This is a genomic window from Faecalibacillus intestinalis (genome assembly GCF_015097455.1).
Taxonomy (GTDB): domain Bacteria; phylum Bacillota_I; class Bacilli_A; order Erysipelotrichales; family Coprobacillaceae; genus Faecalibacillus; species Faecalibacillus intestinalis.
On record NZ_AP024085.1, the window covers coordinates 2,643,964 to 2,658,619 of the forward strand.

The 14,656-nt window shown below is 28.7% G+C and carries 16 protein-coding genes; 4 read left to right on the forward strand and 12 right to left on the reverse strand.

Going from position 1 to position 14,656, the window contains the following annotated elements:
• The first annotated feature begins 43 nt into the window (after positions 1-43).
• Positions 44-802, forward strand: coding sequence for a MurR/RpiR family transcriptional regulator (locus Fi14EGH31_RS14015; RefSeq protein ID WP_117346228.1), 759 nt, complete (start codon positions 44-46; stop codon positions 800-802).
• A gap of 256 nt (positions 803-1,058) precedes the next feature.
• Here Fi14EGH31_RS14015 and Fi14EGH31_RS14020 read toward each other — a convergent pair whose 3' ends face one another.
• The 11 genes from Fi14EGH31_RS14020 to Fi14EGH31_RS14070 form a co-directional block, all read right to left on the reverse strand.
• Positions 1,059-1,217, reverse strand: a complete 159-nt coding sequence (locus tag Fi14EGH31_RS14020; protein ID WP_158560049.1) for a hypothetical protein — start codon at positions 1,215-1,217, stop codon at positions 1,059-1,061.
• Positions 1,218-1,229: 12 nt separating this feature from the next.
• The gene (gene tnpA / locus Fi14EGH31_RS14025) at positions 1,230-1,571 is read right to left on the reverse strand and encodes an IS200/IS605 family transposase (protein ID WP_117864581.1); all 342 of its coding nucleotides are present in this window, start codon (positions 1,569-1,571) and stop codon (positions 1,230-1,232) included.
• Between the two features lie 186 nt (positions 1,572-1,757).
• Positions 1,758-2,432, reverse strand: coding sequence for an RDD family protein (locus Fi14EGH31_RS14030; RefSeq protein WP_233544711.1), 675 nt, complete (start codon positions 2,430-2,432; stop codon positions 1,758-1,760).
• Between the two features lie 11 nt (positions 2,433-2,443).
• Positions 2,444-3,619 (reverse strand): MalY/PatB family protein, encoded by a 1,176-nt coding sequence (locus Fi14EGH31_RS14035; protein ID WP_117864579.1) that lies wholly within the window; start codon positions 3,617-3,619, stop codon positions 2,444-2,446.
• A complete protein-coding gene (locus Fi14EGH31_RS14040) occupies positions 3,620-4,708 on the reverse strand; it encodes a M24 family metallopeptidase (RefSeq protein ID WP_117864577.1) in 1,089 nt (362 codons plus the stop codon).
• Between the two features lie 46 nt (positions 4,709-4,754).
• Positions 4,755-6,044: a PTS sugar transporter subunit IIC gene (locus Fi14EGH31_RS14045; protein WP_234697799.1), complete on the reverse strand. Its 1,290-nt coding sequence runs from the start codon at positions 6,042-6,044 to the stop codon at positions 4,755-4,757.
• Between the two features lie 46 nt (positions 6,045-6,090).
• A complete protein-coding gene (locus Fi14EGH31_RS14050; protein ID WP_022002600.1) occupies positions 6,091-6,423 on the reverse strand; it encodes a PTS sugar transporter subunit IIB in 333 nt (110 codons plus the stop codon).
• Complete coding sequence (locus Fi14EGH31_RS14055) at positions 6,423-6,743, reverse strand: PTS lactose/cellobiose transporter subunit IIA (RefSeq protein ID WP_022002599.1); 321 nt, start codon at positions 6,741-6,743, stop codon at positions 6,423-6,425. The genes Fi14EGH31_RS14050 and Fi14EGH31_RS14055 overlap by 1 nt, the downstream gene beginning before the upstream one ends.
• Positions 6,744-6,747: 4 nt before the next feature.
• Entirely contained in the window at positions 6,748-7,794 is a 1,047-nt protein-coding gene (gene ypdE / locus Fi14EGH31_RS14060) for an aminopeptidase (RefSeq protein WP_117864575.1), read from the reverse strand.
• The gene (locus Fi14EGH31_RS14065; RefSeq protein WP_117346223.1) at positions 7,787-9,694 is read right to left on the reverse strand and encodes a BglG family transcription antiterminator; all 1,908 of its coding nucleotides are present in this window, start codon (positions 9,692-9,694) and stop codon (positions 7,787-7,789) included. The genes ypdE and Fi14EGH31_RS14065 overlap by 8 nt, the downstream gene beginning before the upstream one ends.
• A 216-nt stretch (positions 9,695-9,910) precedes the next feature.
• On the reverse strand, positions 9,911-10,519 hold the full coding sequence (locus Fi14EGH31_RS14070) for a hypothetical protein (RefSeq protein ID WP_118573741.1): 609 nt from the start codon (positions 10,517-10,519) through the stop codon (positions 9,911-9,913).
• A 184-nt stretch (positions 10,520-10,703) separates the two neighbouring features.
• Between Fi14EGH31_RS14070 and Fi14EGH31_RS14075 the strand changes: the two genes are divergently transcribed.
• Together Fi14EGH31_RS14075 and groL are read left to right on the forward strand one after the other, a co-directional pair.
• On the forward strand, positions 10,704-10,964 hold the full coding sequence (locus Fi14EGH31_RS14075) for a GroES family chaperonin (RefSeq protein WP_118573740.1): 261 nt from the start codon (positions 10,704-10,706) through the stop codon (positions 10,962-10,964).
• 14 nt (positions 10,965-10,978) lie between these two features.
• Complete coding sequence (groL, locus tag Fi14EGH31_RS14080) at positions 10,979-12,592, forward strand: chaperonin GroEL (RefSeq protein ID WP_118573739.1); 1,614 nt, start codon at positions 10,979-10,981, stop codon at positions 12,590-12,592.
• 74 nt (positions 12,593-12,666) lie between these two features.
• On the opposite strand, the gene Fi14EGH31_RS14085 is transcribed toward groL, so the two are convergent.
• On the reverse strand, positions 12,667-13,398 hold the full coding sequence (locus tag Fi14EGH31_RS14085) for an acyl-[acyl-carrier-protein] thioesterase (RefSeq protein WP_022002593.1): 732 nt from the start codon (positions 13,396-13,398) through the stop codon (positions 12,667-12,669).
• Between the two features lie 77 nt (positions 13,399-13,475).
• Here Fi14EGH31_RS14085 and Fi14EGH31_RS14090 point away from each other — a divergent pair, with 77 nt between their 5' ends.
• Positions 13,476-14,654 carry a CapA family protein gene (locus Fi14EGH31_RS14090; protein ID WP_107029089.1) on the forward strand — a complete coding sequence of 393 codons (1,179 nt, stop codon included), beginning with the start codon at positions 13,476-13,478 and terminating at the stop codon, positions 14,652-14,654.
• The last annotated feature ends 2 nt before the right edge of the window (positions 14,655-14,656 follow it).

Below are 14,656 nucleotides of genomic sequence, written 5' to 3' on the forward strand. Positions count from 1 at the left end.
ATTTTTTTGAGTATAATTTATCTAAAACGGAGAAATAGTTATTATGCTTGTAGATAAAATCAATGAATTTTTAAACAAATATGCCCCTACTTCATCGATGTATGTATTTTGCGCATATATTAAATCTAATATCCATATCATTAATCATTTAACGATTGAAGATGTCGCTAAAAAATGCTATACATCAAAAGGGCAAATATCAAAATGTGTAAAAAATTTGGGATACAATTCATATTTAGAGTTTAGAGATGCATGCTTAGATTATAGTAAACAAATAAATGAAAAAACTACAATATTTTCTAAAGAAAATGACTTGCCACATAATATCAAGTTATTTTCAACCAATATTATAAAAATGATAGACTACATATCTACCAATTTAAATAATTCTCTTCTAAATAAATTAGTTAATGATATCTTACAAAGTAATGTTATATATCTTTATGCTCAAGGTGACAATAGGATTCTTTGCAATTATATACAAACAAAGTTCAGTTCTTTATTTATCCCAGTTGTTATTTGTGATATTGATTTTGAAAACACTTATTTTTCTCAAGGAAAGTTATTAATTGTTGTATCTACTAATGGCACAATCTTTAGACTTGATAAAAAGCTTATATCAAAAATTAAAAAACTTAATATCAAAACTTGGTTAATTACTTGTAATGATGATATTTCTATAAACTTCTTCGATGAAAAGCTTATTGTTCCTTCATTAGAAAATAAATATAATGAATATTCTATTAAATATATAATTGATATTATTATTGCCTCTGTACATTTAATGAGAGGAAAATATTAATTCTTTTAACTCTCAAAAAAAATGAACAACATACGTCTATTTGACAGCTACGGTATTAAAATTATGTATATATGTCATTTAACCAATTAAATATTTTTCCTTTTATCTAATTTTTATATCTTATCAATTCATATAATATAAGATTTTAAAGTATACAAAAAGGCTATAATGATAATACATTTTGTAATAGCACTTTTTAACATCAATTTATTATTTAATCCTTTACTTAATAAAAAATTGATAATCACATTCTTTGTTAATCAAAGTATGTAATTTTTAAATCTTTAAAGAAAGCTTCTGTTCCAATATCTACAAAGAAACCAATATTTCCTCTCATTGATTTATCATGAATCATTTGATCTACCACTAATAATGGTTGAAGATCATCATATTCTTTCACACTTAATTTATCCATTGCAATATCATGTTACTCTTGTTCTCTTATATATTTTGCGACGGTTTGATCATTTAATCCTACTGTACTCACATAATACCCTTCTGCCCAAAAATGTCTATTTCCATACTTATATTTCAAGTTTGCATGTCTATCAAAAATCATCAATGCGAATTTCCCTTTCAAGTATCCTATGAATGATGACACACTTAACTTTGGTGGTATCATTACTAACATATGTACATGATCACTCATCAAATGCCCTTCTATTATCTCCACCCCTTTATATCGGCAGAGTGTTCTCAATATTTCTCCTATATCTTTCCTTCGTTGATTATATATCACTTTTCGTCTATACTTCGGTGTGAAGACGATGTGCTAAAGAATTTGCTTTTTTAGCCACTATTTATTATTGCACCACCCACATAGCAGGTGGTTTTCTATTTCGCACATTTCATGTGCTCAACTGACTGAAGTCATCAATTCTCTTTTCATTCAAATTGTATAAAAAAAGAACAATGTAATGATAAGACATTGTTCTTTATATTTTACTATTATGCATTATTTTTTCTTTTTATTTTTCTTGTTCTTTTTTTCTTTTCTTTTTACTGGCTTTTCATCTTCTCCAACAACTCTTGTCTTCGCAAGATAATCATGAATACTTCTTTGAGAAGCAGTGCTTAAAACAAAAACTCCTGAAATCATCGTAATAACCATTCCAATTAATTTTAAGTAATAATCAAAATAAAAACCAGTTGCAAGTGTAAGCATTTGTCTTAAATAATTAGTTACAACAATTGCTGAACCTTCTAATAAAAACAAACCAATACCTTGTCTAATAATTAACGTTTTTAAACTCACATCACTGTAATCATCATTATTTACAATTTTTATTTTTAACCAACGTTTTCCAAGTGTTTGCCCTGGATATTTCTTATAAGGAATATAAATATAGTAAATAAAGGCTACAACAATACATAATACACCTGCAAGATAAGACCAATATGTTGGAAAACCTAAGCTAGGAAAAACATAAAGATCACTAAACATATCTGATCTACCAGTAATTCCACCATAAAATAAGACAGCAGGAAAACCACTAATAATACCGCCAACTGCCCAATCAATAGCATAAGCTATAACACGTTTACTCACTGGAACTTTTACTGGATTTCTATCTAACCATTTTGTATGTTTAGTCCACAGTAATTGTATTTTAATTAGTAAATAATGCATAATATGTCCTCCTATTTTGAATATAAAGCGTCCATTGCTATTTTGAATCGACGCAATCCTTCTTTTAATTTAGATTGTGGACACCCTATATTCATTCTTAAATATTTTGGGCCACCATAAATTTCACCTTTCATAATCCCAATTCCACCAACATTCACTAAAGCATCTTGTATTTCTTCAGCAGTATATGGAACATCTCTTGCATCAATCCAAGCTAAATAAGTTCCATCTGGTGTTTTAAATTTAAAATCAGGCAACTCTTCTTTTATAAATTCTTCTACAATTTTCATATTTTCTTTAATATAATCATTAAGTTGATCAATATAATCATCGCATTGTGTATAACCTATCATTGTCGCATACATACCAAAAATACTTACAGAATTTAAGAAATCTTTTCTTCTTGTATGCATCAAGAATTTTTCTCTAACTTCTTCATTTGGTATCATTAAATATGAACCAATTAATCCTGGTGTATTAAATGTTTTACTAGATGAAGCTGCTGTATAAAGTTCATCATATTCATGAATATAAGATAATAAAGGGATATGTTTTCTATCTCTTAATTGAATATCCATATGAATTTCATCAGAAATAATTTTTACTTGACATTTTTTACATATCTTTATTATTTGATCCATTTCTTCTTTTGTCCAAATTCTTCCTGTTGGATTATGTGGAGAACAAAGTAATAATAATTGACATTCTTGTACTTGTTTTTCAAAAAGATCGAAATCTATTTCAAATGTCCCATCTTTTGATATTAAACGATGAGCAACTAATTGTCTATCATTATCTTGGATAACTGTATAAAATGAATCATACATAGGTTCAAATGTTAATACTTTATCATGAGGTTGACTTAATAAACGAATCAATAAAGAAACTGAATACATGACTGTTGGACTATATAAAATCCAATCTTCTTCAATATGTGTATGATGTCTTCTTTCAAAATATCCTGTAATAGATGATTTAAAATCATGATGATTCCATCTTGTATATCCATAAATTTGATGATGTGCCACTTCAAATATTTTTTCAGTAATAGGTTTAGGAATAATAAAATCTGTATCAGATATTGAAAATGGTATTAAATCCTTTTTATTAAAACGATCTTGTATATAATCCCATTGTGTACAATAAGTACCTAAACGATTATGAACCTCATTAAAATCATACTTCATTTATTTATCCTCCAAAATAATATAATCCTTTGTTGTTTTATTTAATGGTACACCTACACCATCAATAATAACAACATCATCTTCAATACGAACACCACCAACACCAGGAACATAAACACCTGGTTCACAAGACATCATCATATGTTCTTGTAAAACTGTTTCACTCTTTGAATTTAAAGTTGGTCCTTCACCATCTTCACCAATTCCTAATCCATGTCCTAAACCATGATTAAAATATTCACCATAACCTGCAGCCTCAATCACATCTCTAGCTGCTTTATCAACATCTTTTCCCTTAGCTCCTGCTTTAATAGCACCAAGACCAGCGAGCTGTGCTTTTAAAACAACATCATAGATTTCTTTAATTTTTGGATCAGGTTCACCAATAAAACACATACGTGTCATATCTGATTGATAATTTTGATATTGAATACCAAAATCAATCATAATAGGTTCATGTGCTTTTACTTTTCTTGAAGTTGGACGACCATGTGGTAAAGCTGTTCTTTCACCTGTTGCTACTATTGTATCAAAAGACATTTGTTGTGCACCAGATGCAATTGAATAATATTGTACTAAAGCGCTAATTTCATATTCACTCATCCCTACATGAATGTGCTCAATTACTTTTTGATAGATTTCATCAGTAATTGCAATTGATTTTTTCATAGCTTCAACTTCTTCATCTTCTTTAACAATACGAAGATGAGCAATTTCTTGATCCAATAAAAGAACTTCTATCCCTAATTTTTCTATTTCTTGATATTCCTTAACTAATACTTGATACGCTTCTACCCCTAGCGTTTTACAATTTTCTTTTTTTAATATTTCTTCTACTGTCCCTAAATAATTACGTCCCGTTAAATGTGGATTATGTAATATAATTTCTAAATCATGTTCTTTTTCTTTGGCTTCTGTAATATAACGCCCATCTACAATTAAATAGCCATGTTCTTTTGTAATCAATACTTGACAACCACTACCAGTCATAGTATTCATCCATTTTTTTACTGTTTTACTTTTAATTAATAAAGCATCTATATCTTTTTCATCTAAAAATTCTTGTATTTTATTTATTCTTTTTGCCATTTTTAATCCTCCTACAAATAAAGGCAAGTCGAAACTTGCCTATTAATTAGAAGTCTAAGTCTAAATCATCTAAGATAGCTGCATCTTCTGCACTGATAGCATTAGTTTCTTCTTCTTTATTACCATAAGTCTTTTCATATGATTTAACAAATGGATACCATATTAAAATAGATAGTATTAATTGTACTGCATTAACAACTATAGACATAGGATCCATATTCGTTAAGAATCCTTCTAAAAATACTCCTACATATGGTGGTGTAAAGGTTGAACATTTCATAATACCTAAATACATCGCCCATCCACCTAATGAACCAATAATACCACCACAAATAACAAATGGAATAAAGAACATTGGATTTAATACGATTGGCGCACCAAATAGAATTGGTTCATTAATTCCAAATAATGCTGGAATAAATGATAATCTACCAACTTGTTTTAAAGCTTTATTCTTGCTCATTAAGCACCAGAATACACAACCAATAGTAACACCACTACCTGTAAAGTTACCAAATGCTGATTCAGGTCCAGGAGCATAGAAGTGAGTTGCTACATGACCAGCTTGAACAGCAGCAATATTTTCTGCTAAGAATTGAGTCGAAATTGGGCTTGTAATTGGGCTTAATACTGATGGATGAATACCAAAGAAGAATATTAGAGCTTGTAACATTTTTAAGAAAGTATAAGCAATTGGATTATCCATAGATCCTACTAATGGTGCAAAGATTGCTGTAAAGATTAATGGTGGCATTGTATTTAATACATTGACACAAACAATACGTACAATTAAGAAGAACCCAATAATGATTACTGAAATAGGAATCATTTCAAAAGAACGAGATACGAAATCAGGTACTGTATCTGGCATCTTGATTGTAAAGTTTTTCTTTTTACACCAACGGAATAATTCAACAGCGATAAATCCTGCAAACATTGCACAGAATAAACCTTTAGGTCCTAAATAAGTTTTAGAAATTCCACCATCTTCTGTGAATTCTACAACTAACATTAAGAATGATACTAATCCCATTGTTACACATCCTGGAATATCTAACTTATAAGAGTTAGCTAATTGATATGCAATAATTACAGTAACATAAACTGACATTAAAGCCATACCTACATTATAAGGAATATAGATAATATCCAAATTTGTTAAGATCCATTGAGAAATTACATGTTTTTCTCCAATCATATTTGGAATTGCTTCTGGAATCAAACAAAAACTACCGATAATTAACAATGGTGTCATTGCAACCATTGCTTTTTTAACAGCGCTCAAATGAACTTCTTTATCCATTTTATCAGCAAGCGGTGCTAAATACTTTTTCATAAAGTTCTCAAATTTTGAGTACATCGTTTTTTTCCTCCCCATAAAATTATTTTTTTAAATCTGCTTTTCTACGCGCAATTAACGCTTGTTTCATGACAGTTGCCCCATCCATTTTTCCATACGTTTCTTGATCAACAATAACATAAGGAATCTTACGAGGTTCGATGATAGGTTTTACTGCATCTAATTTATGTGCAACTTGTGGTCCTAAAACTAAAACATCACAATTGTCTGCTTCAGATTGTAGAATATCAATTGGAATAGCGATAAAATCAAAATCAGCATCATTTAATTTTGCACTGTTATGTACTGTATCTTTCATACTATTCATAAGCATTGTTGTAGAAAGTCCACCTGCACAGCATAATACAATTCTCATTATTTACCCTCCTTTGCTTCAAATACATTTATTAGTTCTTCAATTAGATCTCTTGCTAATTGAGAAGTCATATAATGGTCTTGTGCATGAACCATTAATAACCCAACTTCTGGCTTATTTCCAGAGCCTGACATTTCGGCTTGAATAAGCTTTGTTTGAACAGTGTGAGCTTGTAAATCAGCTTCTTTAGCTTGTTCTAATATCTTTCTTGCTTCATCATATTCACCTGTTTTTACTTTCTTCAATGCTTCAAAAGCTAAAGATTTGCTTTGTCCAGCTGAAGAAATTAATCCTACAATAATTTGTTCCGTTTCTGTCATTTGTTTATCCTCCAATAAAATTAATAAAATTTTGATAATCTTGATATGTCAAATGATCTATTAAGCAGTTAACTAACTGTGTCAAACTTTCTAAATCATCACTATGAACAAATGAATAAGATCCATGACAATATCTAAGTGGTATTCCTAAAACAAGTGCCAAACATCCACCTTTTTCTAAGTGTGCATTTCCAGCATCTGTTCCTCCTCCACCGAACATATCGCTTTGATAAGGTATTCCATGTTTACTGGCTAATTCTTTAACATATTTAATCAATTTTTTATTTGGTGAAAGAGTTTTATCATAATGAACAATCATTGGTCCTTTACCAATTAAACGATGATTCGTATAGTTTTTAACAAGTTCTGGATTATTCGCAACATCAAGTGCAAAAACAATATCAGGATCAATAAGATGAGTCGCTGTTTTACCACCTCTTACACCAACTTCTTCACTACTTGTTCCTACAAAATAAATATCATTTTCAACATCTCCATGAATTCTTTTCATCGCTTCTATCATGACATAGCATCCTGTTCGATCGTCCATTGCCTTGCCAGCAATCACTTTATCTTGAATCTGTCTTGCTTCACTAGCAAAACAAACCATGTCACCAACATCAATTCCTAAAGCTTTTACTTCATCTGCACTATCAACTCCAATATCAACGTACATTTCTTTAACGTTACCGTTGCTATCTTTAGTCACATTTAATAAGCCTTCCACTTTTTTACCATCTTGCGTCGTAATTCTAACCATTTGCATTTCTTTGCTTTTATTTAAAACTGAACCTAAAGCCACTAAATATACAAAACCAATATCAGAAATATGTCTTACCATAAAACCTACTTCATCTATATGAGCACAAAACATGATTTTTAAAGGGTTTGGTGAAGTCCCTTTTTTATGAAAAATAATGCTTCCTAAACGATCACTAAAAACTTCATCACTATATTTTGCTAATTCTCGATAAAGAATTGATCTTACCTCATCTTCTACTGATGCTACACTATCAGCATTACTCAATTCTTTTAACAATTCACTATTCATTATTTCCACCTCCTATTTCTTTCATTAAACTCATCATTTCTTCAAAAGAATCAACCTTCGTTAACATTTCAACATAATTACTCTTTTGCATTAAACGATATAACTTTTTAGTTATTACTTTATATATTTCAACTTGATCTTTCTTTAAACAAATCATAAAAACTATTTTTATTTCTTTGCCATTTTGTACAAAGGGTTTCTTTAAAATAGCTACAGAAATCATATTTTTAAGTGCGTCTGTTTCAAGTGGATGGGGTATACAAACTCCATTTGTATAAATAGTACTTACATACGATTCACGTTCAAAAATCAAATCAGTATAGCCTTTTTTACCATAACCTTTTTCCTCTAATTCTTGTCCCATCATCCGAATAATATTTTCATAACTATCTGCTTCTATAAATTTAAAAAAATCTTTAGAAAAAAATGAATAATACATAGGATTATCTTGAATCAAAGTATAAGGATCATATTCTTCACATTGTAAAATTTGTTTAATCTTAACTAAATCCTTATCATCAAGAAGTTCTTTGATATAAATAATTGGTGCCTTGATTTCTTGAGATAAAGGCATGATTGTAAAAATTAAATCAGGTTGAAATGTTTTCAATTCATCTTGTTGTAAAAATGAAAATGTTTTTACCTCTGCTTGAGGAAATAATGATTCAATTTGTATCTTGATCATATAAGCACTTCCACCACCTGATGAACAAACAATTCCAATACGATTATAAGATAACAATTTACCTTGTTTTTCCTTTTCCATATGTGATGCAAAATGCATCGCTACAAAACCAATTTCATCAAATGTCACTTCAACGTTGTATTTTTCATGTAACATGCTACAAAATTGAAGAGCGATATTAAACATCATTGGGTATGTAATATTTAGCTCATTGGCTAATGGATTTTGATATGAAATTTTATTATGTAATCTATCTATTAATAATGAAACATGTGTTAACAACATTTTCTTAAAGTCTTCATCTTCAAGAAATTTCGTATCATATTTTTCATCTATTTGTTTTATAAATTCTTCAATGTCTTCTTTTAAATAATTTGTAAAAGAAGATATTGAACCTATTTCTCTTTTTATATTTTTTTGTAAAACTTTTAAAATCTCTTCTATGCTTTTTTTACTTAATCCTATAGCATATTTCTTTTCTAATATTCCAACTAAGAATTCAACAATTCGATGAATTTCATTATTTTTATCAAAAATAAATTCCTCTTTTTGTTCATCTTGTCTATGTGCAATATAAATAACAATTTTTAAATACTCAATCACATTTAAAAGTTCATTATAGTTGATTTTCAATCCTTCTTTATTCAACTGTCTAATTAACTTTTGTTCAATGTCATTAAATTCTTCAATAACATCATTTACTGCCGTTTGAATAAAAACATTTTGATTTAAATATTCTTCAACTAAATACTTTTTAAAAGAAGCTAATTCATAACGTAACAAAATACCATAATGTGTTTTTCTCTCTAATTCAAAATGATAACTCTTTGCTAGATTTTCAACATCTTTCATATCATGCTTTACAACTGTCTTAGATACTTGAAAAGTATCAGCAATGTTATCCATTGAAATATATCCTGTTTGAATAGCAAGATAAGCTAAAATTTGTGCTGGTCTTTCTTTAACCTGAAAATAGATACCTTCATTTAAGCTTTCCATAAAATCTTTAAACAATTCTTCATTTGTTATTTCTAAGAGATATCCAGAACCTCTTTTGTTATGAAATGTAAAACCTTTTCGAGGAGAAATACGCATTAAGTATGATAAGTCATTTTGAATCGTTCTTTTTGAAACATCATACTTTTGAACAAAGTAATCTAGTGAGAGATATATATTTGAATTTATAAAATCTTTCATAATTAGATACATTCTCATTGGTATTTCCACCTTCCTCTATCTTTATTATATCAAATTAAAATTTTGTCAAAAGGAAACCTTCTACATTTAAAAATGCAATAATTTTCCTAATCTCATCAAAAAAAGATATTGAATATAATTTTAACATCTCTACCATTTAAAAGGTTAAATATTACAAAATATAAAAGCCATAAAAAAGAAGTCTAACGCTGTTAGACCTCTAGAAATTATCTTTTAATCAAAATAAGTAATTTTTAAATCTTTAAAGAAAGCTTCTGTTCCAATATCTACAAAGAAACCAATATTTCCTCTCATTGATTTATCATGAATCATTTGATCTACCACTAATAATGGTTGAAGATCATCATTTAAATAGAAAGCTGCTTTTTCATCTTCAATCACAGCTTTTAAACTAATCCATTCATTTAAATCAATATCTACTTGATTTTCATATTTTGTAATACCATGTTCTCTAAAATAAGCAAATGTATAGGTTGGATAAGAAAAATATTGACAACCATGCTGCTTTCTTACTGAATCATCACATTGTCTACCATTTGTTGGTCTTACATAAAATGATTCAAACTTTGTATCATCTTCATTAATACGATAATCAATACCAATAAACCCTCTGGCAAAATCAGGAGCATCTTTTAATAAACGACTTAACATCTTCACTTCAATAATTCCATTATGAAATGATGAATCAACTAATTTAGCGTATGTATTTTCATCATATTCATTAATTTTTCCACTTTTAACAACTCTTAAAACCTTTTCATTATCAATCACTTCATTTGAAATATGTGTATAATTTTCTTTCCAATTTTCTTTATTAATCATTTCTTATCCTTCCTTTCACTAACATCATAAAGTAGCTTTTTTATTTGGTAAAGTAGGCACTTTTTTGTAACCTCGATTTAGCACTTAATTGATTTAAGTGCTAAAAAGTTCACATTAAGTTAACATATAAGACTATAATACAAATTAGCACAAGGATATGGTGAGTGCTAAAGGAGTGAATAGTATGATTAAACCATTGCATAAGTTTGTATTAATTAAAAAAGAAGAAAAAGAAAATAAGACAGCAAGTGGAATTGTTTTATCAACAGAAAAGAAAGAAGTTCCATCTATTGCCAGTGTCATTGCCGTTGGTGATGAATGTACTTCATCATTAAAAGAAAATGATCGTGTAATTTATAAAGAATATTCAGGATCTAAGGTAACTGTAGACGATCAAGATTATATTGTTATTGATGAAAAAGATATTATTGCAAAATTTGAATAAGGGGGCAGATATTTATGAGTAAAGAAGTAAGATTTTCAAATGACGCACGTCAATCAATGTTAAAAGGTGTGAATGTTTTAGCGGATGCAGTTAGTGTAACATTAGGTCCTAAAGGACGTAATGTGGTCTTAGATAAAGGTTATGGTTCTCCATTAATTACAAATGATGGTGTAAGTATCGCTAAGGAAATAGAACTTGAAGATAAATTTGAAAATATGGGAGCTAAGCTTGTATATGAAGTAGCCAATAAAACCAATGATGTAGCTGGTGATGGGACAACAACTGCAACCATTCTTGCTCGAAATATGATCGTGAATGGATTGAAAGCTGTAGATAAAGGAGCTAATCCTGTTTTAATGCGTGAAGGTATTGAAAAAGCAGGTAAAGAAGTTGCTGATGTTGTTTTGAAAAATTCACATAAAGTAGAAACAAGTCAAGATATTGCTTCAGTAGCGACTATTTCAGCTGGTAATGAAGAAATTGGTCAATTGATTGCTTCAGCAATGGATAAAGTTGGTAAAAATGGAATTATCAATGTTGATGAATCTAATAGTTTTGACAACGTCTTAGAAATCAATGAAGGTATGCAATATGATAAAGGATATGTTTCTCCTTATATGGTCACAGATCATGATAAAATGACTGTTGAAATGGAAAATCCTTATATCTTTATTACAAATCATAAAATCAATAATTTACAAGAAATTCTTCCAATTCTTGAACAAATCGTTCAAAGTAATAAACCACTATTATTAATTGCTGATGACTTTGAAAACGAAGTTATTTCAACCCTTGTTTTAAATAAACTAAGAGGAACATTCAATGTTGTCGCAACAAAAGCTCCTGGATTTGGAGATAACCAAAAAGAATTATTACAAGATATTGCTGCTTTAACTGGTAGTACCTTTATTAATAAAGATATTTCTATGGAATTAAAAGATGTTACTCTTGATCAATTAGGAACAATTAAAAAAGTAATCGTTACAAAAAATCATACAACAATGATTGCTGGTAATAATCCATCAGATAGTTTAAAACAACGTATTGAAAGTATTGAAAATCAATTAGCGAAAACAACTTCTTCTTATGATCAAAAACAATTAAAAGAACGTTTAGGTAAATTATCAAATGGTGTCGCTACTATTAAAGTAGGAGCAACAACTGAAAGTGAACTTAAAGAAAAGAAATTACGTATTGAAGATGCTTTAAACGCCACTAAAGCCGCTGTTGAAGAAGGTATTGTTATTGGTGGTGGTGCTGCTTTAGTAGAAGCATATAAAGAAGTTAAACCTCAATTAAAATCTGATAATGTAGATGTTCAAAAAGGTATTCATATTGTCATGGAAGCCTTATTTGCTCCAATTCAACAAATTGCTGAAAATGCTGGATATAATGCAGAAGACATTGTTGAAAGCCAAAAAACTGCGCAAAAGAATTATGGTTTTGATGCTAAAAATGGACAATGGGTCGATATGTTTGAAAAAGGAATCATTGATCCAACTAAAGTCACTCGTAGCGCATTATTAAATGCTTGCAGTATTGCTTCATTATTCATTACAACCGAAGCAGGTATTGCCGATGCAAAAGATACTTCTAAAAACGAAGTTCCAACTCCTGCAATGTATTAATAGATAAGAAAAGTGATTCTTGTTTTAAATGAGAATCACTTTTTTCTTAGTATATTATGATATAACTTTATCCATTACTCTTTCTTTTCTTTAAATCTTCCTGATATGACAAAATGTATTTGTTCTGCAATCTTAAATTCTATTTTAAAATGATCATCTTCTTGCCCATAATATAAATCCACAATACTCTCTGGAGCAATTTCTTTTTGATAGTGCATTGTCATTTCTCCAATAAAATATTTTTCTAATACGTTTTGAGGAAGAAGATCCATGACCCATTCAAGATATCTTGCATTATTCATATGCTTATTTAAATCAATATCACTATACATGACTTCTCTTGTTTGAACTTTTTGAGTCTCTATATCTAAAAGCGGCTCGTATTTTTCTACAAAACTCGAATATTCTTCACATTCAGGAATTGTAATTCCTACTTTTTGTGGTCTGACAATTCTTCTTTTTTCAATATCTATTAATGTCCAAATAGAATAAATGCCTCCTACAACTTCATCATTAATTTTTAAATCATAGGTTCTAAAATATTGAATTTTTCTTTCCCCTTTAGCACGGGTAGAAACTATCAGTTCCTCTCCTACTAATAGTGGTCTTTTTAATTTAACTGTTTGTTTAACTAATACCCAACCATATTTTCCATTAAAACTTTCCTTCCACAAACCTATTTCCATCGCATTTTTAGTTGCAAGATTAGAAAGCTTTGATAATAAATCCGCATATTTATATTCACCATAATAATCGGCGTTTTGGTATTCTATTTCATATCGTTCAAATGTTTCACTGTTTTTCATTTTTTTCTCCAAAATGTTTATTTTTTATTAAATTAATAATAATATATTTATAATCAAAAGGAAAGGCTGGAAAATATATGAAAAAAATAAATAAGAAAAAAATATTCTTTGTTTCAATCACTTTCTTAATAACACTATGTTTACTTTTTTATTTTATATTTTCTTATTATTCTACTCTTATCCAACCTAGAACAATACATAAAAAAAATAAAAAAAACACATCCTATCCTACTGTTTCCTTTGTTGCAGTAGGAGACAATATTATCCATGAAAATGTTTATCAATATGCCTTAAAACAAGGAAATAATACAACCTATAATTTTAAACCTTGTTATCAAAATATAAAAAAATATATTTCTGATCATGATTTAGCTTATATTAATCAAGAAACTTTGATTGCTGGTGATTCTTATGGAATTAAAGGTTATCCTAATTTTAATTCTCCTGAATCTTTAATTGATGATCTACAAGATACAGGATTTAATATGGCTTCTAGTGCTACAAATCATTCCATGGATCTAGGAAAAAATGCTTTGATATCATCTGCACATATTTGGAAACAACATTCCGATATTCTCTTTTCTGGACTATATGAAAATCAAGAAGACCGGCAAACAATAAGAGTCATTGAAAAAAACGGAATTCGTTTTAGTCTTTTAGCTTATACTTTTGGTGTTAATGAAACAACCAACTATAAATCTATTCAAAAACAATTAAAAACGTATCCTTATATATTAGGACAATTAGATAAGGAACAAATTAAAGAAGATGTAAACAACGCTAAAGCTCAAAGTGATGTAGTTATTGTAGCTGTTCATTGGGGTAAAGAAGGACATAGTGAATTATCTGATTTACAACAAGAATATGCTCACTATTTTGCTGATTTAGGTGTTGATGTTGTAATTGGAAATCATCCTCATTTAATTCAACCTATTGAAAAAATCAATCATACACTTGTTATTTATTCTTTAGGTAATTTTTTAAGTACGATGAAAGATGTTTATAATCAGTTAGAAGGAATGGTATGTTTTGATTTTGTTAAAAAAGAAGATGAAATCAGTATTGAAAATATTCAATATGTTCCTCTTGTCAATCATTATAATGATAATGTTGTAACTATTTATTCACTTAAAGAATATACTTCTACTCTTGCTAGTCAACATAGTATTTTAAAAGATCAAGCTAATATCATTAAAGAATTCAAAAATTATGTTAAACAAATGATTAGTAATGATGATATTGATATAGAAATGTGAGG

What these genes read in the sequence shown, in the direction of transcription:
- Fi14EGH31_RS14015 (WP_117346228.1), top strand. Translation starts at nt 44, where the DNA reads ATGCTTGTAGATAAAATCAATGAATTTTTAAACAAATATGCCCCTACT.
- Fi14EGH31_RS14020 (WP_158560049.1), bottom strand. Translation starts at nt 1,217, where the DNA reads ATGGATAAATTAAGTGTGAAAGAATATGATGATCTTCAACCATTATTA.
- Fi14EGH31_RS14030 (WP_233544711.1), bottom strand. Translation starts at nt 2,432, where the DNA reads ATGCATTATTTACTAATTAAAATACAATTACTGTGGACTAAACATACA.
- Fi14EGH31_RS14035 (WP_117864579.1), bottom strand. Translation starts at nt 3,619, where the DNA reads ATGAAGTATGATTTTAATGAGGTTCATAATCGTTTAGGTACTTATTGT.
- Fi14EGH31_RS14040 (WP_117864577.1), bottom strand. Translation starts at nt 4,708, where the DNA reads ATGGCAAAAAGAATAAATAAAATACAAGAATTTTTAGATGAAAAAGAT.
- Fi14EGH31_RS14045 (WP_234697799.1), bottom strand. Translation starts at nt 6,044, where the DNA reads ATGAAAAAGTATTTAGCACCGCTTGCTGATAAAATGGATAAAGAAGTT.
- Fi14EGH31_RS14050 (WP_022002600.1), bottom strand. Translation starts at nt 6,423, where the DNA reads ATGAGAATTGTATTATGCTGTGCAGGTGGACTTTCTACAACAATGCTT.
- Fi14EGH31_RS14055 (WP_022002599.1), bottom strand. Translation starts at nt 6,743, where the DNA reads ATGACAGAAACGGAACAAATTATTGTAGGATTAATTTCTTCAGCTGGA.
- ypdE (WP_117864575.1), bottom strand. Translation starts at nt 7,794, where the DNA reads ATGAATAGTGAATTGTTAAAAGAATTGAGTAATGCTGATAGTGTAGCA.
- Fi14EGH31_RS14065 (WP_117346223.1), bottom strand. Translation starts at nt 9,694, where the DNA reads ATGAGAATGTATCTAATTATGAAAGATTTTATAAATTCAAATATATAT.
- Fi14EGH31_RS14070 (WP_118573741.1), bottom strand. Translation starts at nt 10,519, where the DNA reads ATGATTAATAAAGAAAATTGGAAAGAAAATTATACACATATTTCAAAT.
- Fi14EGH31_RS14075 (WP_118573740.1), top strand. Translation starts at nt 10,704, where the DNA reads ATGATTAAACCATTGCATAAGTTTGTATTAATTAAAAAAGAAGAAAAA.
- groL (WP_118573739.1), top strand. Translation starts at nt 10,979, where the DNA reads ATGAGTAAAGAAGTAAGATTTTCAAATGACGCACGTCAATCAATGTTA.
- Fi14EGH31_RS14085 (WP_022002593.1), bottom strand. Translation starts at nt 13,398, where the DNA reads ATGAAAAACAGTGAAACATTTGAACGATATGAAATAGAATACCAAAAC.
- Fi14EGH31_RS14090 (WP_107029089.1), top strand. Translation starts at nt 13,476, where the DNA reads ATGAAAAAAATAAATAAGAAAAAAATATTCTTTGTTTCAATCACTTTC.